The sequence below is a fragment of the Pseudomonas sp. p21 genome (assembly GCF_001642705.1).
GTDB lineage: Bacteria > Pseudomonadota > Gammaproteobacteria > Pseudomonadales > Pseudomonadaceae > Aquipseudomonas.
The window spans coordinates 285,956-310,984 of sequence record NZ_LWBV01000004.1 but is presented as its reverse complement, the minus strand read 5'-3'; the positions used below and the strand labels follow the sequence as shown (position 1 = coordinate 310,984).

Annotated in this window: 21 protein-coding genes; 20 read left to right on the top strand and 1 reads right to left on the bottom strand. The window is 63.8% G+C overall.

The window, feature by feature from the left end; genetic code table 11:
- Positions 1-226: 226 nt before the first annotated feature.
- From mraZ to lpxC, 16 genes are all read left to right on the top strand, one after another.
- Positions 227-682, top strand: a complete 456-nt coding sequence (mraZ, locus tag A4C63_RS14850) for a division/cell wall cluster transcriptional repressor MraZ (protein WP_004575120.1) — start codon at positions 227-229, stop codon at positions 680-682.
- Complete coding sequence (rsmH, locus tag A4C63_RS14845) at positions 679-1,626, top strand: 16S rRNA (cytosine(1402)-N(4))-methyltransferase RsmH (RefSeq protein WP_063913311.1); 948 nt, start codon at positions 679-681, stop codon at positions 1,624-1,626. Before mraZ ends, rsmH begins: the two co-directional genes overlap by 4 nt.
- Positions 1,623-1,916: a cell division protein FtsL gene (gene ftsL / locus A4C63_RS14840; RefSeq protein ID WP_025340552.1), complete on the top strand. Its 294-nt coding sequence runs from the start codon at positions 1,623-1,625 to the stop codon at positions 1,914-1,916. Before rsmH ends, ftsL begins: the two co-directional genes overlap by 4 nt.
- Entirely contained in the window at positions 1,916-3,658 is a 1,743-nt protein-coding gene (locus tag A4C63_RS14835; RefSeq protein ID WP_172827529.1) for a penicillin-binding protein 2, read from the top strand. Before ftsL ends, A4C63_RS14835 begins: the two co-directional genes overlap by 1 nt.
- Positions 3,655-5,145: a UDP-N-acetylmuramoyl-L-alanyl-D-glutamate--2,6-diaminopimelate ligase gene (gene murE, locus A4C63_RS14830; RefSeq protein WP_172827526.1), complete on the top strand. Its 1,491-nt coding sequence runs from the start codon at positions 3,655-3,657 to the stop codon at positions 5,143-5,145. The genes A4C63_RS14835 and murE overlap by 4 nt, the downstream gene beginning before the upstream one ends.
- A complete protein-coding gene (murF, locus tag A4C63_RS14825) occupies positions 5,138-6,505 on the top strand; it encodes a UDP-N-acetylmuramoyl-tripeptide--D-alanyl-D-alanine ligase (protein ID WP_063913309.1) in 1,368 nt (455 codons plus the stop codon). The genes murE and murF overlap by 8 nt, the downstream gene beginning before the upstream one ends.
- Entirely contained in the window at positions 6,505-7,587 is a 1,083-nt protein-coding gene (gene mraY / locus A4C63_RS14820; protein WP_063913308.1) for a phospho-N-acetylmuramoyl-pentapeptide-transferase, read from the top strand. The genes murF and mraY overlap by 1 nt, the downstream gene beginning before the upstream one ends.
- A gap of 6 nt (positions 7,588-7,593) precedes the next feature.
- Complete coding sequence (murD, locus tag A4C63_RS14815) at positions 7,594-8,940, top strand: UDP-N-acetylmuramoyl-L-alanine--D-glutamate ligase (RefSeq protein ID WP_063913445.1); 1,347 nt, start codon at positions 7,594-7,596, stop codon at positions 8,938-8,940.
- Positions 8,937-10,151 (top strand): putative lipid II flippase FtsW, encoded by a 1,215-nt coding sequence (ftsW, locus tag A4C63_RS14810; RefSeq protein ID WP_063913307.1) that lies wholly within the window; start codon positions 8,937-8,939, stop codon positions 10,149-10,151. The genes murD and ftsW overlap by 4 nt, the downstream gene beginning before the upstream one ends.
- Entirely contained in the window at positions 10,141-11,220 is a 1,080-nt protein-coding gene (gene murG / locus A4C63_RS14805) for an undecaprenyldiphospho-muramoylpentapeptide beta-N-acetylglucosaminyltransferase (RefSeq protein ID WP_063913306.1), read from the top strand. Before ftsW ends, murG begins: the two co-directional genes overlap by 11 nt.
- Positions 11,213-12,661: a UDP-N-acetylmuramate--L-alanine ligase gene (gene murC, locus A4C63_RS14800; protein ID WP_063913305.1), complete on the top strand. Its 1,449-nt coding sequence runs from the start codon at positions 11,213-11,215 to the stop codon at positions 12,659-12,661. Before murG ends, murC begins: the two co-directional genes overlap by 8 nt.
- A complete protein-coding gene (locus tag A4C63_RS14795) occupies positions 12,658-13,614 on the top strand; it encodes a D-alanine--D-alanine ligase (protein WP_063913304.1) in 957 nt (318 codons plus the stop codon). Before murC ends, A4C63_RS14795 begins: the two co-directional genes overlap by 4 nt.
- A 5-nt stretch (positions 13,615-13,619) precedes the next feature.
- Complete coding sequence (locus A4C63_RS14790) at positions 13,620-14,489, top strand: cell division protein FtsQ/DivIB (protein WP_012274056.1); 870 nt, start codon at positions 13,620-13,622, stop codon at positions 14,487-14,489.
- 14 nt (positions 14,490-14,503) lie between these two features.
- Complete coding sequence (gene ftsA, locus A4C63_RS14785; protein WP_051098537.1) at positions 14,504-15,760, top strand: cell division protein FtsA; 1,257 nt, start codon at positions 14,504-14,506, stop codon at positions 15,758-15,760.
- A 55-nt stretch (positions 15,761-15,815) separates the two neighbouring features.
- Entirely contained in the window at positions 15,816-17,012 is a 1,197-nt protein-coding gene (gene ftsZ, locus A4C63_RS14780) for a cell division protein FtsZ (protein ID WP_063913303.1), read from the top strand.
- Positions 17,013-17,124: 112 nt separating this feature from the next.
- On the top strand, positions 17,125-18,036 hold the full coding sequence (lpxC, locus tag A4C63_RS14775) for a UDP-3-O-acyl-N-acetylglucosamine deacetylase (protein WP_063913302.1): 912 nt from the start codon (positions 17,125-17,127) through the stop codon (positions 18,034-18,036).
- 190 nt (positions 18,037-18,226) lie between these two features.
- Here the strand turns inward: lpxC and A4C63_RS14770 are convergent, their stop codons facing one another.
- Complete coding sequence (locus A4C63_RS14770; RefSeq protein WP_063913301.1) at positions 18,227-18,682, bottom strand: DUF721 domain-containing protein; 456 nt, start codon at positions 18,680-18,682, stop codon at positions 18,227-18,229.
- 380 nt (positions 18,683-19,062) lie between these two features.
- On the opposite strand from A4C63_RS14770, the gene secA reads away from it, so the two are divergent.
- The 4 genes from secA (at position 19,063) to A4C63_RS14750 (ending at position 24,930) form a co-directional block, all read left to right on the top strand.
- Positions 19,063-21,798, top strand: a complete 2,736-nt coding sequence (gene secA, locus A4C63_RS14765; RefSeq protein WP_063913300.1) for a preprotein translocase subunit SecA — start codon at positions 19,063-19,065, stop codon at positions 21,796-21,798.
- Positions 21,799-21,994: 196 nt separating this feature from the next.
- Positions 21,995-23,212 (top strand): bifunctional glutamate N-acetyltransferase/amino-acid acetyltransferase ArgJ, encoded by a 1,218-nt coding sequence (gene argJ / locus A4C63_RS14760; RefSeq protein ID WP_063913299.1) that lies wholly within the window; start codon positions 21,995-21,997, stop codon positions 23,210-23,212.
- A 144-nt stretch (positions 23,213-23,356) separates the two neighbouring features.
- Positions 23,357-23,989 (top strand): glutathione S-transferase family protein, encoded by a 633-nt coding sequence (locus tag A4C63_RS14755; RefSeq protein WP_063913298.1) that lies wholly within the window; start codon positions 23,357-23,359, stop codon positions 23,987-23,989.
- Positions 23,986-24,930 (top strand): Nudix family hydrolase, encoded by a 945-nt coding sequence (locus tag A4C63_RS14750; protein WP_063913297.1) that lies wholly within the window; start codon positions 23,986-23,988, stop codon positions 24,928-24,930. The genes A4C63_RS14755 and A4C63_RS14750 overlap by 4 nt, the downstream gene beginning before the upstream one ends.
- Positions 24,931-25,029 lie beyond the last annotated feature (99 nt).

Here is a 25,029-nt window from a genome sequence, read left to right as displayed (position 1 = left end):
CGAACTCCACCTGCTTGCGTGGGTTTGATTTTTCTCGTGTTTTTTTCTCCTTGGTAATCCTTCCGCATTCCCTTATTACGCTAAATCTCGGTCCTGTAAGGCTTTTCCTTCCGAACGTGCCTTGACGGTGCTGCGGGCGGATTCCTATAGTGTGCGCAAGTGGCAGAAAGTGGGATGAAGTGGGTTTTCTGGCACAAAAAAGCTAACATTGTGGGGAATCGCAGCCGTGTTCCGCGGAGCCAACGCCGTCAGCCTCGATGCCAAGGGCCGTCTCGCCATGCCGAGCCGGTACCGTGACGAGCTCGATTCGCGTTGCAATGGTCAGCTGATCGTGACCATCGACGCCGTTGACCCCTGCTTGTGTGTTTATCCCCTCGATGAGTGGGAACAGATAGAAGCCAAGTTGCGTGCCTTGCCATCGTTGCGTGAGGAAAACCGCCGCCTGCAGCGTTTGCTGATCGGTAATGCGGTTGACCTGGAGCTCGATGGCAGTGGGCGTTTCCTGGTGCCGCCCCGTCTGCGTGAGTACGCCAAGCTCGACAAGAAGGCGATGCTGGTGGGGCAGCTGAACAAATTCCAGCTGTGGGATGAGGATGCCTGGAACGCGGTTTCGGCAGCCGACCTTGCAGCTATTCAACAACCGGGCGCCATGCCCGACGAATTGCGTGACCTGATCCTGTGACCATAGATAGCGGCTTCAACCACATTACCGTCCTGCTCGACGAAGCTGTCGAGGCATTGGCCCTGCGCGCCGACGGTTGCTATCTGGACGGCACCTTCGGCCGTGGCGGGCACAGCCGGCTGATTCTCAGCAAGCTTGGGCCGCAAGGGCGGCTGCTGGGCTTCGACAAAGATCCACAGGCGATTGCCACGGGGCAAGCGCTGGCGGCCGAAGACGGCCGCTTTGTCATTGTGCAGCGCAGCTTTGCCGAGCTGGGCGCGGAAGTGGCCGAGCGCGGCCTGGATGGCAAGGTCAGCGGCGTACTGCTGGACCTGGGCGTGTCCTCGCCGCAACTGGATGACCCTGAGCGGGGCTTCAGCTTCCTCAATGATGGCCCGCTGGACATGCGCATGAACCCGGACCAGGGCATCAGCGCCGCCGAGTTCATCGCCACTGCGCCTGAAGAGGAAATCGCCCGCGTGTTCAAGGAGTACGGCGAAGAGCGTTTCGCCAAGCGCATGGCCCGCGCCGTGGTGCAGCGCCGCGAACAGCAACCGTTCACCCGCACCGGCGACCTCGCCGAGGTGCTGAAGGTGGCCAACCCGGCCTGGGAGAAGGGCAAGAACCCGGCGACCCGCGCCTTCCAGGGCCTGCGCATTCACGTCAACAACGAACTGGGTGACCTCGAGGCGGGCCTCGAAGCCGCGATCGATGCACTGGAAGTGGGCGGCCGCCTGGCGGTGATCAGCTTCCACTCGCTGGAAGACCGCATCGTCAAACTGTTCATGCGCAAGCTGGCCAAGGGAGAGGCTGACAACCTGCCGCGCAACCTGCCGGTTCAGCACAAGGTCTTCGAGCCGAAAATCAAACTCATCGGCAAGGCCCAGTTCGCCTCCGAAGCCGAGCTCAAGGCCAACCCACGGTCGCGTAGCGCCGTGATGCGCGTGGCGGAGAAACTGCGGTGAGCAGGCTGTTTGCCAAACCCTTGCCAGGCGGAAGCTTCCTGATGCTTCTGCTGTTCGTTGCCGTGCTGATTTCGGCCATCGCCGTGTCCTACAGCGCGCACTGGAACCGTCAGTTGCTCAATACCCTGTACGGCGAGTTGAACGAGCGCGACAAGGCCCAGGCCGAGTGGGGCCGGCTGATCCTCGAACAAAGCACCTGGACCGCCGCCAGCCGCATCGAAAACCTGGCCTCCGAGCAATTGAAGATGCGCGTACCTTCGGCTGACGAAGTACGGATGGTGGCGCCATGATGAAGCTCGAAGGCGCACTCTACCCGTGGCGCTTCCGCGTGGTGATCGGCTTGCTGGCGTTGATGGTTGGTGCCATCTGCTGGCGTATCATCGACCTGCAGGTGGTCGACCGTGACTTCCTCAAGGGCCAGGGCGATGCGCGCAGCCTGCGTCACATCCCTATCCCTGCGCACCGCGGCCTGATCACCGACCGTAACGGCGAACCGCTGGCGGTCAGCACCCCGGTCACCACCCTGTGGGCCAACCCCAAGGAAATGCAGGCCTCCAAAGACCGCTGGCCACAACTGGCCGCCGCGCTGGGGCAGAACCCGCAGCAACTGACCGAGCGCCTGACCCAGCAGGCCAGCAAAGAGTTCATCTACCTGGTCCGCGGCCTGACCCCGGAGCAGGGCCAGCATGTGCTCGACCTGAAAGTGCCGGGTGTATACGGCCTGGAAGAATTCCGCCGCTTCTACCCGGCCGGTGATGTCACCGCGCACATGGTCGGCTTTACCGACCTCGATGACCACGGTCGCGAAGGGGTGGAACTGGCCTATGACGAGTGGCTTGCCGGTGTACCCGGCAAGCGGCAGGTGATCAAGGACCGGCGCGGCCGGCTGATCAAGGACATTCAGGTAACCAAGAACGCCAAGGCAGGGAAGACCTTGGCGTTGTCGATAGACCTGCGCCTGCAGTACCTGGCCACCCGCGAACTGCGCAACGCCATTGCCGAACAGGACGCCAAGGCCGGCAGCCTGGTGATCATGGACGTCAAGACCGGTGAGGTTCTGGCCATGGTCAACCAGCCGACCTACAACCCCAACAACCGCCGCAGCATGTTCCCGGCCGCCATGCGCAACCGCGCGATCATCGACGTGTTCGAGCCAGGCTCCACGGTCAAGCCGATCTCCATGAGCGCGGCGCTGCAGAGTGGCCGCTGGAAGCCGACCGACAAGGTCGAGGTGTACCCCGGCAGCCTGCAGATCGGCCGCTACACCATCAAGGACGTGTCCAAGAGCGAGGGCCCGATCCTCGACCTGACCGGCATCCTGATCAACTCCAGTAACGTCGGCATGAGCAAGATCGCCTTCGACATCGGTGGTGAGGCCATCTACCGGGTCATGTCCCAGGTCGGCCTGGGCCAGTACACCGGCCTTGGCTTCCCCGGCGAGCGCGTCGGCAACCTGCCAAACCACCGCGAGTGGCGCAAGGCCGAGACCGCGACCCTGTCCTATGGCTATGGCGTGTCGGTGACCGCCCTGCAGCTGGTGCATGCCTACGCGGCGCTGGCCAACGACGGCAAGATGGTGCCGCTGTCGATCCTCAAGGTCGACAAGGCCCCGGAAGCCGTGCAGGCCATTCCGAAGGAAACCGCCGAAACCGTCCAGGGCATGCTGCAGCAGGTGATCGAAGCACCGCGTGGCGTGTTCCGCGCCCAGGTGCCGTTCTACCACGTGGCCGGCAAGTCCGGTACCGCGCGTAAGGCCACCGTGGGGTCCAAGGGCTACACCGAAAACGCCTACCGCTCGCTGTTCGCCGGCTTCGGGCCGATGAGCGACCCGCGCTACGCCATCGTCGTGGTCATCGACGAACCAGGCAAGGGCGGCTACTTCGGTGGCCTGGTTTCGGCGCCGGTGTTCAGCAAGGTCATGTCCGGCACCCTGCGCCTGATGAATGTGCCGCCAGACAACCTGCCGCCACCAGCACCCGTTGAACAATCGCAAGTCAATGCAGCAGCAACCGCCAAGGGAGGGCGTGGATGATGACAATGCCATTGAGCAAGCTTTTCGCTCACGCCAGCCGTGACCCGCTGATTCGTGAACTGACCCTGGACAGCCGCAACGTGCGCCCGGGCGACCTGTTCCTGGCCGTGCCGGGCGCCAAGGTCGATGGCCGCGAGCATATCGCCGATGCCCTGGCCCGTGGTGCCGCCGCCGTGGCCTATGAAGAACAGGGCGCGAGCGTGTTGCCAATCACCGATGTGCCGCTCATCCCGGTCAAGGGCCTGATCGCCCAGCTTTCGGATATCGCAGGTCGCTTCTATGGCGAACCGAGCCGCCAACTGAACCTGGTGGGCGTGACCGGCACCAACGGCAAGACCAGCGTCACCCAGCTGGTGGCCCAGGCGCTGGACTTGCTTGGCCAGCGTTGTGGCCTGATCGGCACCCTGGGTACCGGCTTCTATGGTGAGTTGCAGAGTGGCCGCCTGACCACGCCCGACCCGATCGCCGTGCAGTCGACCCTCAACGACCTCAGGAAAGGCGGCGCCAAGGCCGTGGCCATGGAGGTTTCCTCACATGCCCTGGAGCAGGGGCGTGTCGCCGCGCTGGAGTTCGACATCGCGGTCATGACCAACCTGTCCCGCGACCATCTGGACTACCACGGCAGCATGGAGGCCTACGAGGCCGCCAAGGCCAAGCTGTTCACCTGGCCGAGCCTGCGTTGCCAGGTGGTCAACCTGGATGACGACTTCGGCCGTCGCCTGGCTGCCGACTTTGCCCGCCGCCCAACTTCCGACCATATCGAGACCCGGTTGCTCAGCTATAGCCTGGAGAACCCGGAGGCCTCGCTGTTCTGCCGTGAGGCCGTGTTCAATGACGATGGCGTGCGCGCCACCCTGGTCACTGCCCAGGGTGAACGTACCCTGCGCAGCCAGTTGCTGGGCCGCTTCAACCTGAGCAACATGCTCGCCGCCGTGGCGACCCTGCTGGCGCTGGACTATGCGCTGGATGAAATCCTCAAGGTCACCCCACAGCTGCAGGGGCCGGTCGGCCGCATGCAGCGCCTGGGAGGCGGTGACAAGCCGCTGGTGGTGGTCGACTACGCACACACACCGGACGCCCTGGAAAAAGTACTCGAAGCCCTGCGCCCGCACGCCCACGGCAAGTTGCTGTGCCTGTTCGGCTGCGGCGGCGACCGTGACCGCGGCAAGCGCCCGCTGATGGCCGAAGTGGCCGAGCGCCTGGCTGACCGCGTGCTGGTCACCGACGACAACCCGCGTACTGAAGACCCGCTGCGCATCTTTGACGACATCCGCCCGGGCTTCACCAAGCCTGCCAAAGTCGAGTTCGTTGCCGGTCGTGGCGAAGCCATCGCGCATCTGATCGCTACCGCCGCTGCCAACGATGTGATCGTGCTGGCCGGCAAGGGGCACGAGGATTACCAGGAGATCAATGGCGAGCGCCATGACTTCTCCGATCTGACCGAGGCCGAAAAGGCACTTGCAGCCTGGGAGGCTCCACATGCTTAAGCCGATGTCACTCAGCCAGCTGACCACAGCACTGAGTGGTCAACAAGTCGGTGCCGACGCCACGTTTACCGGCGTCAGCATCGACAGCCGCAGCGTTGGCGCCGGGCAGCTGTTCGTTGCCCTGGCCGGCCCGCGCTTCGATGGCCACGACTACCTGGCCGATGTAAAGGCCAAGGGCGCTGTCGCGGCCCTGGTCGAGCGTGAAGTGGCCGATGTCGACCTGCCGCAGCTGTTGGTGGCCGATTGCCGCCTGGCCCTCGGCCAGCTTGGCGCGCTGAACCGTGCTGCCTTCGACAAGCCGGTGGTGGCCATCACCGGTTCCAGCGGCAAGACCACGGTCAAGGAGATGCTCGCCAGCATCCTGCGTACCCGTGGCCCGGTGCACGCCACCCGCGGCAACCTGAACAACGACCTCGGCGCGCCACTGACCCTGCTGGAGATCGCCCCAGAGCACAGCGCCGCGGTGATCGAGCTGGGCGCCTCGCGCATTGGCGAGATCCGCTACACCGTCGGCCTGACCCGGCCTCAGGTGGTCATCATCAACAACGCCGGTACCGCCCACGTTGGCGAGTTCGGCGGCCCGGAAAAGATCGTCGAAGCCAAGGGCGAGATTCTCGAAGGCTTGGGCGAGGGCGGCACTGCCATCCTCAACCTGGCCGACAAGGCCTTCGATATCTGGCGCAAACGTGCCGGCAACCACCGCATCCTCAGCTTTGCCCTGGACAACCCGCAGGCCGACTTCCATGCCAGTGACATCGGCCGTGATGCCCGTGGCTGCCCGTCGTTCAACCTGCATGGGCCTGATGGCAAGGTGCCGGTGCAGTTGAACCTGCTGGGTACGCATAACGTCAGCAACGCCCTGGCCGCCGCCGCCGCTGCCCATGCCGTTGGTCTGAGCCTGAGCGGCATCGCCGCCGGCCTGGCTGCCGTGCAACCGGTCAAGGGCCGTACCGTGGCGCAGATCGCGCCGAACGGCCTGCGGGTAATCGATGACAGTTACAATGCAAATCCCACCTCCATGTGCGCGGCCATTGATATACTCGCCGGCTTTTCCGGACGCACCGTTCTGGTGCTTGGGGATATCGGCGAACTGGGGCAATGGGCGGAGGAAGGCCACCGTCAGGTGGGTGACTACGCGCGTGGCAAGGTAGACGCCCTGTACGCGGTGGGCACCAACATGACACACGCGGTCAAGGCGTTCGGCGCCAATGGCCACCATTTCGCTACTCAAGCTGAACTGATCGACGCGGTTGGCGCCGAGAATGCCAGCGACACCACTATCTTGATCAAGGGCTCGCGCAGCGCTGCGATGGAAAACGTCGTGGCGGCATTGTGCGGTGCCAGCGGGGAGAAACATTAATGCTGCTGCTGTTGGCCGAGTATCTGCAACAGTTCCACAAAGGCTTCGCGGTCTTCCAGTACCTGTCCCTGCGCGGGATTCTGGGTGTGCTGACCGCGTTGTCCCTGGCGCTGTGGCTGGGGCCGTGGATGATCCGTACCCTGCAAATCCGCCAGATCGGCCAGGCCGTGCGTAACGACGGCCCGCAATCGCACCTGTCCAAGTCCGGCACCCCGACCATGGGCGGGGCGCTGATCCTGTCAGCCATCGCCGTCAGCACCCTGCTGTGGGCCGACCTGACCAACCGCTACGTGTGGGTGGTGCTGATCGTTACCCTGGCATTCGGTGCCATCGGCTGGGTCGACGACTACCGCAAGGTGATCGAAAAGAACTCGCGCGGCCTGCCAAGCCGCTGGAAGTACTTCTGGCAGTCGGTGTTCGGCCTGGCAGCCGCCATCTTCCTGTACAAGACCGCACCGACCAGCGTCGAAACCACGCTGATCCTGCCGTTCGTCAAGGATGTCACCATTCCGCTGGGCATCGGCTTCGTCGTGCTGACCTACTTCGTCATTGTCGGCTCGAGCAACGCGGTCAACCTTACCGACGGCCTCGACGGCCTGGCGATCATGCCGACGGTGATGGTCGGTGGTGCCCTGGGCATCTTCTGCTACCTGTCGGGCAACGTGAAGTTCGCCGAATACCTGCTGATCCCCTATGTGCCGGGCTCGGGCGAGCTGATCGTGTTCTGCGGCGCGCTGATCGGTGCCGGCCTGGGCTTCCTGTGGTTCAACACCTACCCGGCGCAGGTGTTCATGGGTGACGTTGGCGCACTGGCGTTGGGCGCCGCGCTGGGCACCATCGCCGTGATCGTTCGCCAGGAAATCGTGCTGTTCATCATGGGCGGCGTGTTCGTCATGGAAACCCTGTCGGTGGTGATCCAGGTTGCCTCCTTCAAGCTGACCGGCAAGCGCGTGTTCCGCATGGCGCCGATCCACCACCACTTTGAACTCAAGGGCTGGCCAGAGCCACGGGTGATCGTCCGTTTCTGGATCATCACCGTGATCCTGGTGCTGATCGGCCTTGCAACCCTGAAACTGAGGTAGATGAGCGTGTCTTTGATCGCTTCCGACCAATTCCGCATCGTTGTCGGCCTCGGCAAGAGCGGCATGTCCCTGGTTCGCTTCCTGGCGAGCCGGGGCGTTGCCTTTGCGGTCGCCGACACCCGCGAGCAACCGCCGGAACTGGACACCCTGCGCCGTGATTACCCGCAGGTGGAAGTGCGCTGTGGTGAACTGGACGTGGACTTCCTGTGCCGCGCTAACGAGCTGTACGTAAGCCCCGGCCTGGCCCTGGCCACCCCGGCCCTGCAGCAGGCGGCCGCGCGTGGCGTGAAGCTGTCCGGTGACATCGAACTGTTCGCCCGCTACGCCAAGGCCCCGATCATTGCCATCAGCGGCTCCAACGCCAAGAGCACCGTCACCACCCTGGTTGGCGAAATGGCCGCCAAGGCCGGCAAGCGCGTGGCGGTGGGCGGCAACCTCGGTACCCCGGCGCTGGACTTGCTGGCCGATGATGTCGAGCTGTACGTGCTGGAACTGTCCAGCTTCCAGTTGGAAACCACTGACCAGCTCAACGCCGAAGTGGCCACGGTGCTGAACATCAGCGAAGACCACATGGACCGCTACAGCGGCCTGCCGGCCTACCACCTGGCCAAGCACCGGATCTTCCGTGGCGCCAAACAGGTTGTCGTCAATCGTCAGGACGCCCTGAGCCGCCCACTGCCGGTCGAAGGCCGCCCATGCTGGACCTTCGGCCTCAACCAGCCAGACTTCAAGGCCTTTGGCCTGCGCGAAGTGGACGGTGAGAAATACCTGGCATTCGAGTTCCAGGCGCTGATGCCGGTGCGCGAACTGAAGATTCGTGGTGCCCACAACCAGAGCAATGCCTTGGCGGCGTTGGCCCTGGGGCATGCTGCCGGCCTGCCGTTCGAGCCGATGCTCGAAGCCCTGCGCGAGTTCGGTGGCCTGGCCCATCGCTGCCAGTGGGTGCGCGAGCGCAACGGCGTGAACTGGTACGACGATTCCAAGGCCACCAACGTCGGTGCTGCCCTGGCCGCCATCGAGGGCCTGGGTGCCGATATCGAAGGCAAGCTGGTGCTGATCGCCGGTGGCGATGGCAAGGGCGCCGACTTCGCTGCGCTGCGCGAGCCGGTCCAGCGCTTCTGCCGTGCTGTGGTACTGCTTGGCCGTGATGCCGAGCGCCTGGCCGAAGCCCTTGGCGATGGTGTGCAACTGGTCCGCGTGAAAACCCTCGACGATGCCGTGCAGCAATGCGCCGAACTGGCCCAGGCGGGTGATGCCGTGCTGCTGTCGCCGGCGTGCGCCAGCCTCGACATGTTCAGGAACTTCGAAGAACGCGGGCGCCTGTTCGCCCAGGCAGCGGGAGGCCTTGCATGATCTTCGGCATCCTCAAGCCCTATCCGTCGCCGCTGATCAGCGGCCGTGGCATCGACCTGGACTTCGCGATGCTCGCTGGCTGCCTGGCATTGCTGGGCCTGGGCCTGGTGATGATCACCTCGGCGTCCTCGGAAGTGGCTGCGGTGCAGTCGGGCAACCCGCTTTACCACATGTTCCGCCACCTGGTGTACGTGTTCCTCGGCCTGGTCGCCTGTGGCGCCACCATGCTGGTGCCGATCGCCACCTGGCAGCGCATGGGGTTCATGATGCTACTGGGGGCCTTCGGCCTGCTGGTGCTGGTGCTGGTGCCCGGAATCGGCCGCGAAGTGAACGGCTCCATGCGCTGGATCGGCTTCAGCTTCTTCAACGTGCAGCCCTCGGAAATTGCCAAGGTGTTCGTGGTCATCTACCTGGCCGGCTACCTGGTACGCCGGCAGACCGAGGTACGCGAAACCTGGATGGGCTTCTTCAAACCGTTCATCGTGCTGCTACCCATGGCGGCCCTGTTGCTGATGGAGCCGGACTTCGGTGCCACCGTGGTGATGATGGGCGCGGCGGCGGCCATGCTGTTCCTGGGCGGTGTGGGGCTGTTCCGCTTCAGCCTGATGGTGGTGCTGGCGGTGGTCGCGGTGTTCGTTCTGGTACAGGCGCAGCCTTATCGCATGGCGCGCCTGATTACCTTTACCGACCCGTGGTCCGACCAGTTCGGCTCGGGCTACCAGCTGACCCAGGCGCTGATTGCCTTCGGCCGTGGCGAGTGGCTGGGCGTTGGCCTGGGCAACAGTGTGCAAAAGCAGTTCTACCTGCCTGAAGCGCACACCGACTTCGTGTTCTCGGTACTGGCCGAAGAACTCGGCGTGGTCGGCTCGCTGCTGACCATCGCGCTCTTCGTGTTCGTGACCGTGCGGGCTCTGTACATCGGCCTGTGGGCTGAAAAAGCCAAGCAGTTCTTTGCCGCTTATGTCGCCTTCGGGCTGGCGTTCCTGTGGATCGGCCAGTTCCTGATCAACATTGGTGTGAACGTCGGCCTGCTGCCGACCAAGGGCCTGACCCTGCCGTTCCTCAGCTACGGGGGCAGCTCGCTGGTGATCTGCTGTGCCTGCGTGGGCCTGTTGCTGCGTATCGAGTGGGAAAGCCGCACGCACCTGGGCAGTGAGGAACACGAGTTCAGCGAAAGCGATTTTGCCGAGGAGACCAATCATGGCCGCTGACGGCAAGAATGTACTGATCATGGCGGGCGGCACCGGGGGCCACGTGTTCCCGGCCCTGGCCTGCGCCCGTGAGTTCCAGGCACGTGGTTACAGCGTGCACTGGCTGGGCACCCCGCGTGGCATCGAGAATGAACTGGTGCCCCAGGCTGGCCTGCCGTTGCACCTGATCCAGGTCAGTGGCCTGCGCGGCAAGAGCAAGCTGTCGTTGCTCAAGGCGCCGTTCACCCTGGTCAAGGCCGTGCTGCAGGCGCGGCGTATCGTGCGTGAGCTCAAGCCGGTATGCGTGGTCGGCTTCGGTGGCTATGTGACCGGCCCGGGCGGCGTCGCCGCACGCCTGTGCGGCGTACCGCTGGTGATCCATGAACAGAACGCCCGCGCCGGCACTGCCAACCGGTTGCTGGTGCCACTCTCGGCACGGGTTTGCGAAGCTTTCCCGAACACCTTCGAGGCCAGCGACAAACGTCGCACCACCGGCAACCCGGTGCGCCCGGAGCTGTTCATGGACGCGCATCGTGCGCCCCTGACCGAGCGCCGTGCACGCCTGTTGGTGCTCGGTGGCAGCCTGGGCGCGGAACCATTGAACAAATTGTTGCCTAAGGCCCTGTCCGAGGTGCCCGCCGCGCTGCGGCCAGAGGTGTTCCACCAGGCTGGCAAGCAACACGCGCCGATCACCGCCGAGCGTTATCACGAGGCGGGTGTCGAGGCGCAGGTAGAGCCCTTTATCAAGGACATGGCCCAAGCCTATGGCTGGGCCGACATGGTGGTGTGCCGGGCCGGTGCCCTGACCGTCAGCGAGCTTGCGGCAGCAGGCCTGCCTTCGGTGCTGGTGCCATTGCCCCACGCGATCGACGACCACCAGACCCACAACGCCCAATATCTGGCCCGGGAAGGTGCTGCCTTCCTGATGCCACAAGCGACAACTGGCGCAGCGCAGCTCGCTGAACGCCTGAACGAGGTGCTGATGCAACCCGAGAAACTCAACGTCATGGCAGGCACCGCACGGCGCCTGGCCAAACCTGCCGCAACCAGCACCGTGGTCGATATCTGCCTGGAGGTGGCCCATGGTTGAGAGCCAGAAAGCCATGCCCCAGCCGAAGATGGGCCGTATCCGCCGTATTCACTTCGTCGGTATCGGCGGCGTGGGCATGTGCGGCATTGCCGAAGTGTTGCTGAACCTGGGCTATGAAGTGTCCGGTTCCGACCTGAAGGCCTCGCCGGTCACCGAGCGCCTGGAATCGTTCGGTGCCGAGATCTTCGTCGGCCACCGCGCCGAGAACGCCGCCACCGCCGATGTGCTGGTGGTGTCCAGCGCCATCAACCCGGCCAACCCGGAAGTCGCCACCGCCCTGGAGCGGCGCATTCCGGTGGTGCCGCGTGCCGAGATGCTCGCCGAGCTGATGCGCTACCGCCATGGCGTGGCCGTTGCCGGTACCCACGGCAAGACCACCACCACCAGCCTGCTGGCTTCGGTGTTCGCTGCCGGCGGCCTGGACCCGACCTTCGTCATCGGCGGCCGCCTGACCGCTGCCGGCACCAATGCCCAGCTCGGCACCAGCCGCTACCTGATTGCCGAAGCGGACGAAAGCGATGCCAGCTTCCTGCACCTGCAGCCGATGGTGGCCGTGGTCACCAACATCGACGCCGACCACATGGCGACCTACGAAGGTGACTTCAACAAACTGAAGAAAACCTTCGTCGAGTTCCTGCACAACCTGCCGTTCTACGGCCTGGCCGTGATGTGCCTGGACGACCCGGTAGTGCGCGAGATCCTGCCACAGGTCAAACGCCCGACCGTGACCTATGGCTTCAGCGACGAGGCTGACATCCGCGCCATCAACGTGCGCCAGAAGGGCATGCAGACCCACTTCACCGTGCTGCGCCGTGACCGCGAGCCGCTGGAGGTGTCGGTGAACATGCCCGGCAACCACAACGTGCTCAACGCCTTGGCCACCATCGCCATCGCCACCGACGAAGGCATCACTGACGAGGCCATCGTCCAGGGCCTGTCCGGCTTCCAGGGCGTCGGCCGCCGCTTCCAGGTGTACGGCGAACTGCCGGTCGAAGGCGGCAGCGTGATGCTGGTCGACGACTATGGCCACCACCCGACCGAAGTGGCTGCGGTGATCAAGGCCGTGCGCGGTGGCTGGCCAAGCCGCCGTCTGGTGATCGTCTACCAGCCGCACCGCTACAGCCGTACCCGCGACCTGTACGACGATTTCGTCCAGGTGCTGGGCGATGCCAACGTGCTGCTGCTGATGGAAGTCTACCCGGCTGGCGAAGAGCCGATCCCTGGTGCCGACAGCCGCCAGCTGTGCCACAGCATCCGCCAGCGCGGCAAGCTGGACCCGATCTACATCGAACGTGGCGTCGACCTGGCGCCACTGGTCAAGCCACTGCTGCGTGCTGGCGACATCCTGATCTGCCAGGGTGCCGGTGATGTCGGCGGCCTGGCCCCGCAATTGATGAAAAGCCCGCTGTTCGCTGGCGCCAAGCAGGAGAAGTCGAAATGACCAGCGCCTACGAAAAGCTGCACTCGGCCCTGGACGTCAAGGCGTTCGGCCGTGTTGCCGTGCTGTACGGCGGCAAGAGTGCCGAGCGTGAAGTGTCGCTCAAATCCGGCGCTGCGGTGATTGACGCGCTGACTACCGCCGGTGTCGACGTGGTCGCCATCGACGTGGGTGACGACCTGCTCGACCGCCTGCAAAGCGAGAAGATCGACCGCGCCTTCATCATCCTCCACGGCCGTGGCGGTGAGGACGGCAGCATGCAAGGCCTGCTCGAGTGCCTGGGGATCCCGTATACCGGCAGTGGCATCCTTGCCTCGGCACTGGCCATGGACAAGCTGCGCACCAAGCAGGTGTGGCAGAGCCTGGGCATTCCGACCCCGCGCCACGCCGTGCTGGCGAGCGAAAGCGATTGTTTGCAGGCCGCTACGGAACTGGGCTTCCCGCTTATCGTCAAACCCGCCCATGAAGGTTCCAGCATCGGCATGGCCAAGGTGAACAGCGCCCAGGAACTGGTCGCCGCCTGGCAGGATGCTGCCAGATACGATTCCCAGGTACTGGTGGAGCAGTGGATCCACGGCCCGGAGTTCACCGTCGCGGTATTGCGCGGCCAGGTGCTGCCACCGATCGCCTTGGGTACGCCGCACGTGTTCTACGACTACGACGCCAAGTACATCGCCAACGATACCCAGTACCGCATTCCGTGCGGCCTGGACAGCGTCAAGGAACAGGAACTGATCGACCTGACCGCGCGCGCCTGCGATGCCATCGGCATCGAAGGCTGGGGGCGGCTGGACGTGATGCAGGACGAGCAGGGCCGGTTCTGGCTGCTCGAAGTCAACACCGCACCCGGCATGACCGATCATAGCCTGGTGCCCATGGCGGCCCGCGCTGCCGGCCTGGACTTCCAGCAACTGGTGCTGGCGATCCTGGCCGAAAGCGTGGCGACGCGAGGTTAACAACCATGCAAGGCGCGATGATACGTCAGCAGCAACCCGTTACCGGCCGTAGCAAGCCGGTGCCGCGTGGTGCCAGTCGGCTGGTGGCCGACGAGCCCGTATCGGCGCGCCTGCCGCGGCCAAGCCTGGGTGGCCTCAAGCGCCTGCTGTGGCCGGTGCTGCTGGTAGCCGCCGGGTTTGGCGCCTACGAGGGCGCCATTCGCCTGATGCCGTACGCCGACCGGCCGATCACCAAGATCGACGTGCAGGGCGACCTCAGCTACATCAGCCAGCAGTCGGTGCAGCAGCGTATTGCGCCCTACGTGGCGGCGAGCTTCTTCAGCGTCGACCTGCCAGCGATGCGCGCGGAGCTCGAACAGATGCCGTGGATCGCCCATGCCGAAGTGCGTCGGGTGTGGCCCGACGAGGTGGTGATCCGCCTGGAAGAACAGTTGCCGGTAGCACGCTGGGGGGACGAAGCCTTGCTCAACAACCAGGGCCAGGCCTTCACCCCGCGCGAGCTGGCCAACTACGAGCATCTGCCGCAGTTGGCCGGGCCGCAGCGTGCTCAGCAACAAGTAATGCAGCAGTATCAGGTATTGAGCCAGATGCTGCGCCCCCTGGGCTTTTCCATCGCTCGCCTGGAGCTGCGCGAGCGAGGCAGCTGGTTCCTGACTACCGGCGCGAGCAGCGCCGGGCCGGGCATCGAGCTGCTGCTGGGGCGCGACCATCTGGTGGAGAAAATGCGCCGTTTCATTGCCATATACGACAAGACACTCAAAGACCAGATCACCACTATCGCCCGCATTGATCTGCGTTATTCCAACGGACTTGCCGTTGGTTGGCGGGAACCGATTGCACCGACGACGGCCCAACCCGCCGTTGCGAAGAATTAGAGAGAGGCAGGACCATGGCAAACGCGCATAGCGGCAAAATGATCGTCGGGCTGGACATCGGCACCTCCAAGGTGGTGGCGCTGGTGGGCGAAGTGGGCGAGGACGGCACCCTGGAAATCGTCGGGATCGGTACCCATCCGTCTCGTGGCCTGAAAAAAGGCGTGGTGGTGAACATCGAGTCCACCGTGCAGTCGATCCAGCGCGCCGTGGAAGAAGCGCAGCTGATGGCCGGCTGCCGCATCCACTCGGCCTTCGTCGGCGTGGCCGGCAACCACATCCGCAGCCTGAACTCCCATGGCATCGTCGCCATCCGCGACCGCGAGGTCAGCCTGGCCGACCTGGAGCGCGTACTCGACGCCGCCCAGGCCGTGGCCATCCCGGCCGACCAGCGCGTGCTGCACACCCTGCCGCAGGACTACGTGATCGACAACCAGGAAGGCGTGCGCGAGCCGCTGGGCATGTCTGGCGTACGTCTGGAAGCCAAGGTCCACGTGGTCACCTGCGCGGTCAACGCGGCGCAGAACATCGAGAAATGCGTACGCCGCTGCGGCCTGGAAATCGACGACATCATCCTCGAGCAGCTGGCCTCGGCCTACTCGGTGCTGACCGACGATGAAAAAGAGCTGGGCGTGTGCCTGGTGGACATCGGTGGTGGCACCACCGACATCGCCATCTTCACCGAAGGCGCGATTCGTCACACCGCGGTCATCCCGATTGCCGGCGACCAGGTGACCAACGACATCGCCATGGCCCTGCGTACCCCTACCCAGTACGCCGAAGAAATCAAGATCCGCTACGCCTGCGCCCTGGCCAAACTGGCTGGCGCCGGCGAGACCATCAAGGTGCCGAGCGTGGGGGATCGCCCACCGCGCGAGCTGTCGCGCCAGGCCCTGGCCGAGGTGGTGGAGCCACGTTACGACGAGCTCTTCACCCTGATCCAGGCCGAACTGCGTCGCAGCGGCTACGAGGACCTGGTGCCAGCCGGCATCGTCCTCACCGGCGGCACCGCGAAGATGGAAGGCGCGGTGGAACTGGCCGAGGAAATTTTTCACATGCCGGTACGCCTGGGCGTGCCGCACAGCGTTCGTGGGCTTAGCGACGTGGTTCGCAACCCGATCTATTCCACCGGCGTGGGCTTGCTCACCTACGGCCTGCAGAAGCAGACCGAAGACCTGCCCCTGACCGGTAACAGCAGCAGCAACAGCTATGGCGATGAACCGAAGGCTCCAGTGCTTGAACGCTTCAAGCGCTGGGTCCAGGGCAACTTCTAAGTTTCAAAGCAGTAGTGGTAGGCGCGACAACTAGAGAACTGTAAGGAGAGGGAAAATGTTCGAGCTCGTAGACAACATCCCGCAAAGCCCGGTCATCAAGGTGATCGGTGTTGGCGGTGGTGGCGGCAACGCCGTCAACCACATGGTCAAGAGCAGCATCGAAGGCGTGGAATTCATATGCGCCAACACCGATGCCCAGGCGCTGAAGAACATCGGCGCGCGCACCATCCTGCAATTGGGCACTGGCGTGACCAAGGGCCTGGGTGCCGGTGCCAATCCGGAAGTCGGCCGCCAGGCCGCGCTGGAAGACCGTGAGCGCATCGCCGAAGTGCTGCAGGGCACCAACATGGTGTTCATCACCACTGGCATGGGCGGCGGTACCGGTACCGGTGCAGCGCCGATCATCGCCGAAGTGGCCAAGGAAATGGGCATTCTCACCGTTGCCGTGGTGACCCGTCCGTTCCCGTTCGAAGGCCGCAAGCGCATGCAGATCGCCGATGAAGGCATCCGCATGCTGGCCGAAAGCGTCGACTCGTTGATCACCATCCCCAACGAGAAGCTGCTGACCATCCTGGGCAAGGATGCCAGCCTGCTGTCCGCCTTCGCCAAGGCTGACGACGTACTGGCCGGTGCCGTGCGCGGTATCTCCGATATCATCAAGCGCCCAGGCATGATCAACGTCGACTTCGCCGACGTGCGTACCGTGATGGGTGAAATGGGCATGGCCATGATGGGTACTGGCTGCGCCAGCGGCCCGAACCGCGCGCGTGAAGCCACCGAGGCAGCGATCCGCAACCCGCTGCTGGAAGACGTCAACCTGCAGGGTGCCCGCGGCATCCTGGTGAACATCACCGCAGGCCCGGACCTGTCGCTGGGTGAGTACTCCGACGTGGGTAGCATCATCGAAGCCTTCGCCTCCGACCACGCCATGGTCAAGGTCGGCACCGTGATCGACCCGGACATGCGTGACGAGCTGCACGTGACCGTAGTGGCCACCGGCCTGGGCGCGCGCATCGAGAAGCCTGTGAAGGTGGTCGACAACACCCTGCAGACTGCCCAGCAGGTGTATGAGGCTTCCAACCCGGCGCCGGTTCGCCAGGAGCAGCCTGCGGTCAACTACCGTGACCTGGAGCGCCCGACCGTAATGCGCAACCAGGCCCATGCAGGTGCTGCTGCAGCCGCTAAACTGAACCCTCAGGATGACCTGGACTACCTTGATATCCCGGCATTCCTGCGTCGTCAGGCTGATTAATGGAATTTATCAGGGGTATAAAGGTGATTGGTATTCATCAAAGGTTGGGTCTGTTATCATCCCCAGCCTTTGTTGATACCTGTTCGCAATTTGCGCTGAAGCGGCCAATGCCATGATTAAACAACGCACCCTGAAGAATACCATCCGTGCCACAGGTGTCGGTCTGCACTCCGGGGAGAAGGTTTACCTGACCCTCAAGCCTGCACCTGTTGACACCGGCATCGTCTTCCGCCGCGCCGACCTCGACCCTGTGGTCGAAATCCCGGCGCGCGCGGCCAACGTCGGCGAGACAACCATGTCGACGACGCTGGTCAACGGTGACGTCAAGGTCGATACGGTCGAGCACCTGCTCTCCGCCATGGCGGGCCTGGGCATCGATAACGCCTACGTCGAGCTCTCCGCCTCGGAAGTGCCGATCATGGATGGCAGCGCCGGACCCTTTGTATTCCTGATTCAGTCTGCCGGCCTGGAAGAACAGGACGCAGCCAAGAAGTTCATCCGCATCCTGCGTGAGGTAACCGTGGAAGAGGGCGACAAGCGCGCCACTTTCCTGCCTTTCGACGGCTTCAAGGTGAGCTTCGAGATCGACTTCGATCATCCGGTGCTTCGCAACCGGACCCAGAGCGCCAGCGTCGACTTTTCCAGCACCTCGTTCGTGAAGGAAGTCAGTCGCGCGCGTACCTTCGGTTTCATGCGTGACATCGAGTACCTGCGCAAGCACAACCTTGCGCTGGGTGGCAGTGTCGAGAACGCCATCGTGGTCGATGAGGACGGCGTGCTCAACGAAGACGGCCTTCGTTACGAAGACGAATTCGTCAAGCACAAGATCCTCGACGCCATCGGCGACCTTTACCTGCTGGGCAACAGCCTGATCGGCGAGTTCAAGGGCTACAAGTCCGGACACGCGTTGAACAACCAGCTGCTGCGTAAGCTGATTGCCGAAAAAGACGCCTGGGAAGTGGTCACTTTCGAAGATGCCAGCACGGCACCGATCTCGTACATGCGCCCTGTTGCGGCCGTGTAAGTTCGAACACTCTCTAGTTCATTAAGGCCACCTTCGGGTGGCCTTTTTTATGGCTGACGCATTTTGCCCGGCAGGTCCGGCCATTCGCGGGTACGCCCGCTCCCACAGGGTGCTCACTGCCTCTGGAGCGGCGCAGGAGCTGCGGGAGCGGGCGTGCCCGCGAATGGACTGCACAGCAGTCCCGAAGGTGTCAGCGCTTGTCCTGGGCGTGAGCTGCCAGCCTTTCCAGTGCCGCGCGCAGCTTGGGGTCGTTGATGCCCTCGGCGGTATCGCGCAGGCTCTCGGCCGCGTTGTTCGACAGCTCTGCGGCATGGCCGCCACGTTTGGCTGGCACCAGCGGGGGCTGGACCTTGTACAGGATGCGCCTGAGGTTGCCGAATGCTTCCATGGCCTGTAATGCCGCCAGCAAGCGTTTCTGCTGATAGCGCAGGCGGGTTGCCCAGTGGCCGTCGGTTACCACCAGCAACAATGTGCCATCGCGCCACGACGCCACATGGCAGTGCTCGCGGGCGGCCGGTTGCAGCTGGCTTTCCAGCAGGCGCTGCAAGTGTTCCAGGCGTTCGGCCTGGTTCAGCAGCAGGCGCAGCGGGCGCACCTGGCGGAGCAGGGCGGAGGGCGGCTGGGCGGGGGAGGGTTTGTAGGCCATGGGTATGTGCATGAGGTTACAAGATCAGCAGTTTAACACCTCTATAGCCTGTACCGGCCTCTTCGCGGGCTTGCCCGCTCCCACCGTTATTACGCAACACTTGTGACCTGTGGGAGCGGGCAAGCCCGCGAAGAGGCCGGCACAGGCAACCAAGGACAAGACTCATTCTCGATACGTTTCATCTTCCCGAACCTTGAACTCAGGGAAAATGCCCCTATCTAAAACAAGCCCCCGCCAAAACGCTGTACAAGCATCGTGGCAATCCACCACTTTCCTCACCATCGTTTCCGGGTAGAATGCTCGTTCGCATGCGGCCTCAGGGCTGCACGGGCGACTCATGGGGCCGCCCTCCATCCCTACGTGTGGAAGATCCTGCCGATATGTTTGCGCCTTTGTTAAAGAAACTTTTTGGAAGCAAGAACGAGCGTGAAGTCAAACGCATGCTCAAGACGGTGAACATCGTCAATGCTCTCGAAGAGAAGATGGTGGCCCTCTCCGACGAGCAACTGCGGGGCAAGACCGCAGAGTTCAAGGAACGCCTGGCCAAAGGCGAGACACTGGACCAGTTGCTGCCTGAAGCCTTCGCCGTGGCCCGTGAGGCCGGCAAGCGCGTGATGGGCATGCGCCACTTCGACGTGCAGCTGATCGGTGGCATGACCCTGCACGAGGGCATGATCGCAGAAATGCGTACCGGTGAAGGCAAGACCTTGGTCGGTACCCTGGCCGTGTACCTCAACGCACTGTCCGGCAAGGGCGTGCACGTGGTCACCGTCAACGACTACCTGGCCCGCCGCGACGCCAACTGGATGCGCCCGCTGTACGAGTTCCTCGGCCTGTCGGTCGGCATCGTCTCGGCCTTCCAGCCGCCGGAAGAAAAACGCGCCGCCTACGCGTCCGACATCACCTACGGCACCAACAACGAATTCGGGTTCGACTACCTGCGCGACAACATGGCGTTCAGCCAGGAGGAGAAGTTCCAGCGTGAACTGAACTTCGCCGTGATCGACGAAGTCGACTCCATCCTCATCGACGAAGCGCGTACCCCGCTGATCATCTCCGGCCAGGCCGAGGACAGCTCCAAGCTGTACATCGAGATCAACCGCCTGATCCCGCGCCTGAAGCAGCACATCGAGGAAGTGGAAGGCCAGGTCACCCAGGAAGGCCACTTCACCATCGACGAGAAGAGCCGCCAGGTCGAGCTGAACGAAGCCGGTCACCAGTACATCGAGGAAATGCTCACCCAGTCGGGCCTGCTGGCCGAGGGCGAGAGCCTGTACTCGGCGCACAACCTGAGCCTGCTGACCCACGTCTACGCCGGCCTGCGCGCGCACAAGCTGTTCCACCGTAACGTCGAGTACATTGTCCAGGACGGCCAGGTACTGCTGATCGACGAACACACCGGCCGTACCATGCCCGGCCGTCGCCTGTCCGAAGGCCTGCACCAGGCCATCGAAGCGAAAGAAAACCTGAACATCCAGGCCGAGAGCCAGACCCTGGCTTCGACCACCTTCCAGAACTACTTCCGCCTGTACACCAAGCTGTCCGGCATGACCGGTACCGCCGATACCGAAGCGTTCGAGTTCGCCCAGATCTACGCCCTCAACGTGATGGTCATTCCGCCGAACAAGCCGCTGGCGCGTAAGGACTTCAACGACCTGGTGTATCTGACCGCCGACGAGAAATACGCCGCGATCATCGCCGACATCAAGGAAAGCATGACTCAGGGTCGCCCGGTGCTGGTGGGTACTGCGACCATCGAAACCTCCGAGCACATGTCCAACCTCCTGAAGAAGGAAGGTATCGACCACAAGGTGCTCAACGCCAAGTACCACGAGAAGGAAGCCGAGATCATCGCGCAAGCCGGTGCGCCAGGTGCCCTGACCATCGCCACCAACATGGCCGGTCGTGGTACCGACATCCTGCTGGGCGGTAACTGGGAAGCCGAAGTGGCCGCCCTGGAAAACCCCACCGCCGAGCAGATTGCCCAGATCAAGGCCGACTGGCAGAAACGCCACCAGCAAGTGATCGAGTCGGGTGGCCTGCACGTGATCGCTTCCGAGCGCCACGAATCGCGCCGTATCGACAACCAGCTGCGTGGCCGTTCCGGCCGTCAGGGCGACCCGGGTTCCAGCCGCTTCTACCTGTCGCTGGAAGACAGCCTGATGCGTATCTTCGCCTCTGATCGGGTGAAGAACTTCATGAAGGCGCTGGGCATGCAGTCGGGCGAGGCCATCGAGCATCGCATGGTCACCAACGCCATCGAGAAGGCCCAGCGCAAGGTCGAAGGCCGCAACTTCGACATCCGCAAGCAGTTGCTGGAATACGACGACGTGGCCAACGAGCAGCGCAAGGTGATCTATCACATGCGCAACAGCCTGCTCGCCGCCGAGAACATCGGCGACACCATCGTCGAATTCCGCAAGGAAGTACTGGACGCTACCATCAGCCAGCACATTCCGCCGCAGTCGCTGCCCGAGCAGTGGGATGTGGCCGGCCTGGAAGCTTCGCTGGCCAGCGATTTCGCCATGAAGCTGCCGATCCAGCAGTGGCTCGACGAGGACGATCACCTCTACGAAGAGACCCTGCGCGAGAAGCTGCTGAACGAAATCACCAGCGCGTACACCGAGAAGGAAGACCAGGCCGGTATCGAAGCCCTGCGTACCTTCGAGAAGCAGATCCTGCTGCGCGTGCTGGACGACCTGTGGAAAGACCACCTGTCGACCATGGACCACCTGCGTCACGGTATTCACCTGCGTGGTTATGCGCAGAAGAACCCGAAGCAGGAGTACAAGCGCGAATCCTTCAGCCTGTTCCAGGAGCTGCTCGAGTCGATCAAGCGCGACACCATCCGTGTGCTGTCGCACGTTCAGGTACGCCGCGAAGACCCGGTCGAAGAGGAAGCCCGCCTGCGCCGCGAGGCCGAGGAACTGGCCAGCCGCATGCAGTTCCAGCATGCCGCCGCTCCGGGCCTGGAAAGCGAGCAACTGAGCGAGGAGGGCGCCGAAGTGGCCGTCGCCTCGGCACCGGTGCGCAACGAACAAAAGCTGGGCCGCAACGAGCCGTGCTGGTGTGGCTCGGGCAAGAAGTTCAAGCATTGCCACGGGCAGATCGAGTGATCTGACCAGGCTGTTGTAACCTGAAACATCCGGGGCCGCTTTGCGGCCCATTCGCGGCACAAGGCCGCTCCTACAGGGACCGCGCCCGCCCCAATGGTTGCGATGTCCTTGTAGGAGCGGCCTTGTGCCGCGAATGGGGCGCGAAGCGGCCCCGCTCTTCCATCACCTGTTCACCGTATTTTCTAGGAGCGCTCTAATGGCTGTTGGTCTTGGTCCTTTGCCCACCCTGCACCCGGTTCCGGGTTTTGAACTCGGCATCGCTTCTGCCGGCATCAAGCGCCCGGGGCGCAAGGATGTGGTGGTCATGCGCTGTGCCGAAGGCTCCAGCGTGGCTGGCGTGTTCACCCTCAACGCCTTCTGCGCGGCGCCGGTGATCCTGTCCAAGCAGCGTGTACAGGGCACTGTGCGCTACCTGCTGACCAACACCGGTAACGCCAACGCCGGCACCGGCGCGCCAGGCCTGGCCGCCGCCGAACGTACGTGCGCCAAGCTGGCCGAACTGGCCGGTGTACCGGCCGAGTCGGTACTGCCGTTCTCCACCGGCGTAATCGGCGAGCCGCTGCCGGTCGAGAAGATCGAAGGCGCGCTGCAGGCCGCCCTCGACAACCTGTCGGAAAACCATTGGGCCGAAGCTGCCACCGGCATCATGACCACCGACACCCTGCCCAAGGGGGCCAGCCGCCAGTTCCAGCACGATGGCGTGACCGTTACCGTCACCGGCATCAGTAAGGGTGCAGGCATGATCCGCCCGAACATGGCCACCATGCTCGGCTACATCGCCACCGACGCCAAGGTAGCACCAAAGGTGCTCAAGGACCTGATGCTGGACGGCGCCAACAAGTCGTTCAACCGTATCACCATCGATGGCGACACCTCGACCAACGATTGCTGCATGTTGATCGCCACCGGCAAGGCCAACCTGCCGGAAGTCACCGAAGCCAGCGGCGCACTGTTCGAAGCGCTGAAGAAGGCGGTGTTCGAAGTGTGCATGGAAGTGGCCCAGGCCATCGTCCGTGACGGCGAAGGCGCTACCAAGTTCGTGACCGTGCAGGTCAACGGCGGTGGCAACCACCAGGAGTGCCTGGACGTCGGCTATGCCGTGGCCCACTCGCCACTGATCAAGACCGCGCTGTTCGCTTCCGACCCGAACTGGGGCCGCATCCTCGCTGCCGTTGGCCGTGCCGGCGTACCAGAGCTGGATGTGAGCCTGATCGATGTGTACCTGGACAGCGTGTGCATTGCCAGCAAAGGCGGCCGCAGCCCGAGCTACACCGAAGACCAGGGTGCCAAGGTAATGGCCCAGGAAGAGATCACCATCCGTATCGAGTTGGGCCGTGGCCAGTGCAGCGAAACCATCTGGACCACCGACCTGTCCCACGAGTACGTGAAGATCAACGCCGAGTACCGGACCTGATGCAATTGGGGCCGCGTTGCGGCCCTTTCGCGACACAAGGCCGCTCCCACAAGGATCTGCGTACACCGCCCCATGTGGGAGCGGCCTTGGGTCGCGAAAGGGCTGCAGAGCAGCCCCAAAATTCCCAAACGATGGAGCCGAACCATGAGCTATCACCTGATCATCGGCGACAAGCTGTATTCCTCCTGGTCGCTGCGTGGCGCCCTGGCTCTCGAGCTGGCTGGTGTGCCTTACGAAGAAACCCTGATCAAACTCAACCAGCCTGACACCCGTCAGCGCATCCTCGCCTTCTCTGCCACCGGCAAGGTACCGCTGCTCAAGACCGAGCACGGTGTGATCGCCGACTCGCTGGCCATTGCCGAATACCTCAACGAACGCCACCCCGACGCCCAGCTGTGGCCTGCAGACGTGGCGGCCCGTGCCCAGGCCCGTTCGGCCTGCGCGCAGATGCACAGCGGCTTCTTCGCCCTGCGCGGCGCCATGCCGTTCGACCTGTCGCGCGACCAGGCGCTGGACAGCGTACCGCTGGATGTACAAATCGATATCGACCGTATCGTTGCACTGTGGTCCGAATGCCGGCTGGTAGCCAAGGACAGTGGCCCGTTCCTGTTTGGCAAGCCGAGCCTGGCCGATGCCTTCTTCGCCCCGGTGGCGGTGCGCCTGCGCACCTACCGCGTGGAAGTGCCTGCGCAGGCGGCTGCCTATATCGAAACCATTTACCAGTGGCCGGCCTTCCAGGCCTGGCAGCAGGCTGGCCTGGCGGAGCGTGAAGGGTGAAACGGATTCATGTTGTAGCCGCCGTCATTCGCGGTACTGACGGCCGCATTCTGATCGCACGCCGTGCCGATACCCAGCACCAGGGCGGCCTGTGGGAATTCCCGGGCGGCAAGGTGGAAGAGGGTGAAGGTGTCGAGGCGGCGTTGGCCCGCGAGCTGCGCGAGGAGCTGGGCATCGAGGTGAGCCGTTCGCGCGCGCTGATCAAGGTCAGCCACGACTACCCGGACAAGCAGGTGCTGCTGGACGTGCGCGAAGTCGAGGCGTTCACTGGCGAGCCGCATGGCGCCGAGGGCCAGCCACTGGAATGGGTTGCCCCACGCGATTTGCCTCAGTACGAATTCCCCGAGGCCAATAAACCGATCGTTGCGGCCGCGCGCCTGCCGGACCAGTACCTGATCACCCCCGATGGCCTGGAAGTGCCGCAGATGCTCAAGGGCATCCAGAAGGCGGTGGCCAGCGGCATTCGCCTGATCCAGTTGCGTGCCCCGGACATGTACGACCCCAAGTACCGCGATGTGGCGGTGGATGCGGTCGGCCTGTGCGCGGGCAAGGCGCAGCTGATGCTCAAGGGGCCGCTGGAGTGGCTGGGTGACTTTCCTGCCGCGGGTTGGCACCTGACGGCTGCACAACTGCGCAAGTATGCCGCCAACGGCCGGCCGTTCCCCAAGGATCGCTGGCTGGCGGCGTCCTGTCACAGTGCCGAAGAGCTGGCGTTGGCGGAGCAGATGGGCGTGGACTTTGTCACCCTGTCGCCTGTCCAGGCGACTCAGACTCACCCCGAGGCGGTGCCGTTGGGGTGGGATGAGGCGCAGCGGTTGATCGCCGGCTTCAACAAGCCGGTCTACCTGCTGGGTGGGGTTGGGCCGGGCGAGCGCGAGCAGGCCTGGGAAGCGGGGGCGCAGGGTGTTGCCGGGATCCGGGCGTTCTGGCCCGAGATCTGAGTCGCCTGTAATTCGGGCCGCTTTGCGGCCCATTCGCGGGCTCGCCCGCTCCCACAGGGAACTCACAAGCCCTGAAACCTGTGCCGTACCTGTGGGAGC

What these genes read in the sequence shown, in the direction of transcription:
- A4C63_RS14835 (WP_172827529.1), top strand. Translation starts at nt 1,916, where the DNA reads ATGAAGCTCGAAGGCGCACTCTACCCGTGGCGCTTCCGCGTGGTGATC.
- murE (WP_172827526.1), top strand. Translation starts at nt 3,655, where the DNA reads ATGATGACAATGCCATTGAGCAAGCTTTTCGCTCACGCCAGCCGTGAC.
- murF (WP_063913309.1), top strand. Translation starts at nt 5,138, where the DNA reads ATGCTTAAGCCGATGTCACTCAGCCAGCTGACCACAGCACTGAGTGGT.
- mraY (WP_063913308.1), top strand. Translation starts at nt 6,505, where the DNA reads ATGCTGCTGCTGTTGGCCGAGTATCTGCAACAGTTCCACAAAGGCTTC.
- ftsW (WP_063913307.1), top strand. Translation starts at nt 8,937, where the DNA reads ATGATCTTCGGCATCCTCAAGCCCTATCCGTCGCCGCTGATCAGCGGC.
- murG (WP_063913306.1), top strand. Translation starts at nt 10,141, where the DNA reads ATGGCCGCTGACGGCAAGAATGTACTGATCATGGCGGGCGGCACCGGG.
- murC (WP_063913305.1), top strand. Translation starts at nt 11,213, where the DNA reads ATGGTTGAGAGCCAGAAAGCCATGCCCCAGCCGAAGATGGGCCGTATC.
- A4C63_RS14795 (WP_063913304.1), top strand. Translation starts at nt 12,658, where the DNA reads ATGACCAGCGCCTACGAAAAGCTGCACTCGGCCCTGGACGTCAAGGCG.
- A4C63_RS14790 (WP_012274056.1), top strand. Translation starts at nt 13,620, where the DNA reads ATGCAAGGCGCGATGATACGTCAGCAGCAACCCGTTACCGGCCGTAGC.
- ftsA (WP_051098537.1), top strand. Translation starts at nt 14,504, where the DNA reads ATGGCAAACGCGCATAGCGGCAAAATGATCGTCGGGCTGGACATCGGC.
- ftsZ (WP_063913303.1), top strand. Translation starts at nt 15,816, where the DNA reads ATGTTCGAGCTCGTAGACAACATCCCGCAAAGCCCGGTCATCAAGGTG.
- lpxC (WP_063913302.1), top strand. Translation starts at nt 17,125, where the DNA reads ATGATTAAACAACGCACCCTGAAGAATACCATCCGTGCCACAGGTGTC.
- A4C63_RS14770 (WP_063913301.1), bottom strand. Translation starts at nt 18,682, where the DNA reads ATGGCCTACAAACCCTCCCCCGCCCAGCCGCCCTCCGCCCTGCTCCGC.
- secA (WP_063913300.1), top strand. Translation starts at nt 19,063, where the DNA reads ATGTTTGCGCCTTTGTTAAAGAAACTTTTTGGAAGCAAGAACGAGCGT.
- argJ (WP_063913299.1), top strand. Translation starts at nt 21,995, where the DNA reads ATGGCTGTTGGTCTTGGTCCTTTGCCCACCCTGCACCCGGTTCCGGGT.
- A4C63_RS14755 (WP_063913298.1), top strand. Translation starts at nt 23,357, where the DNA reads ATGAGCTATCACCTGATCATCGGCGACAAGCTGTATTCCTCCTGGTCG.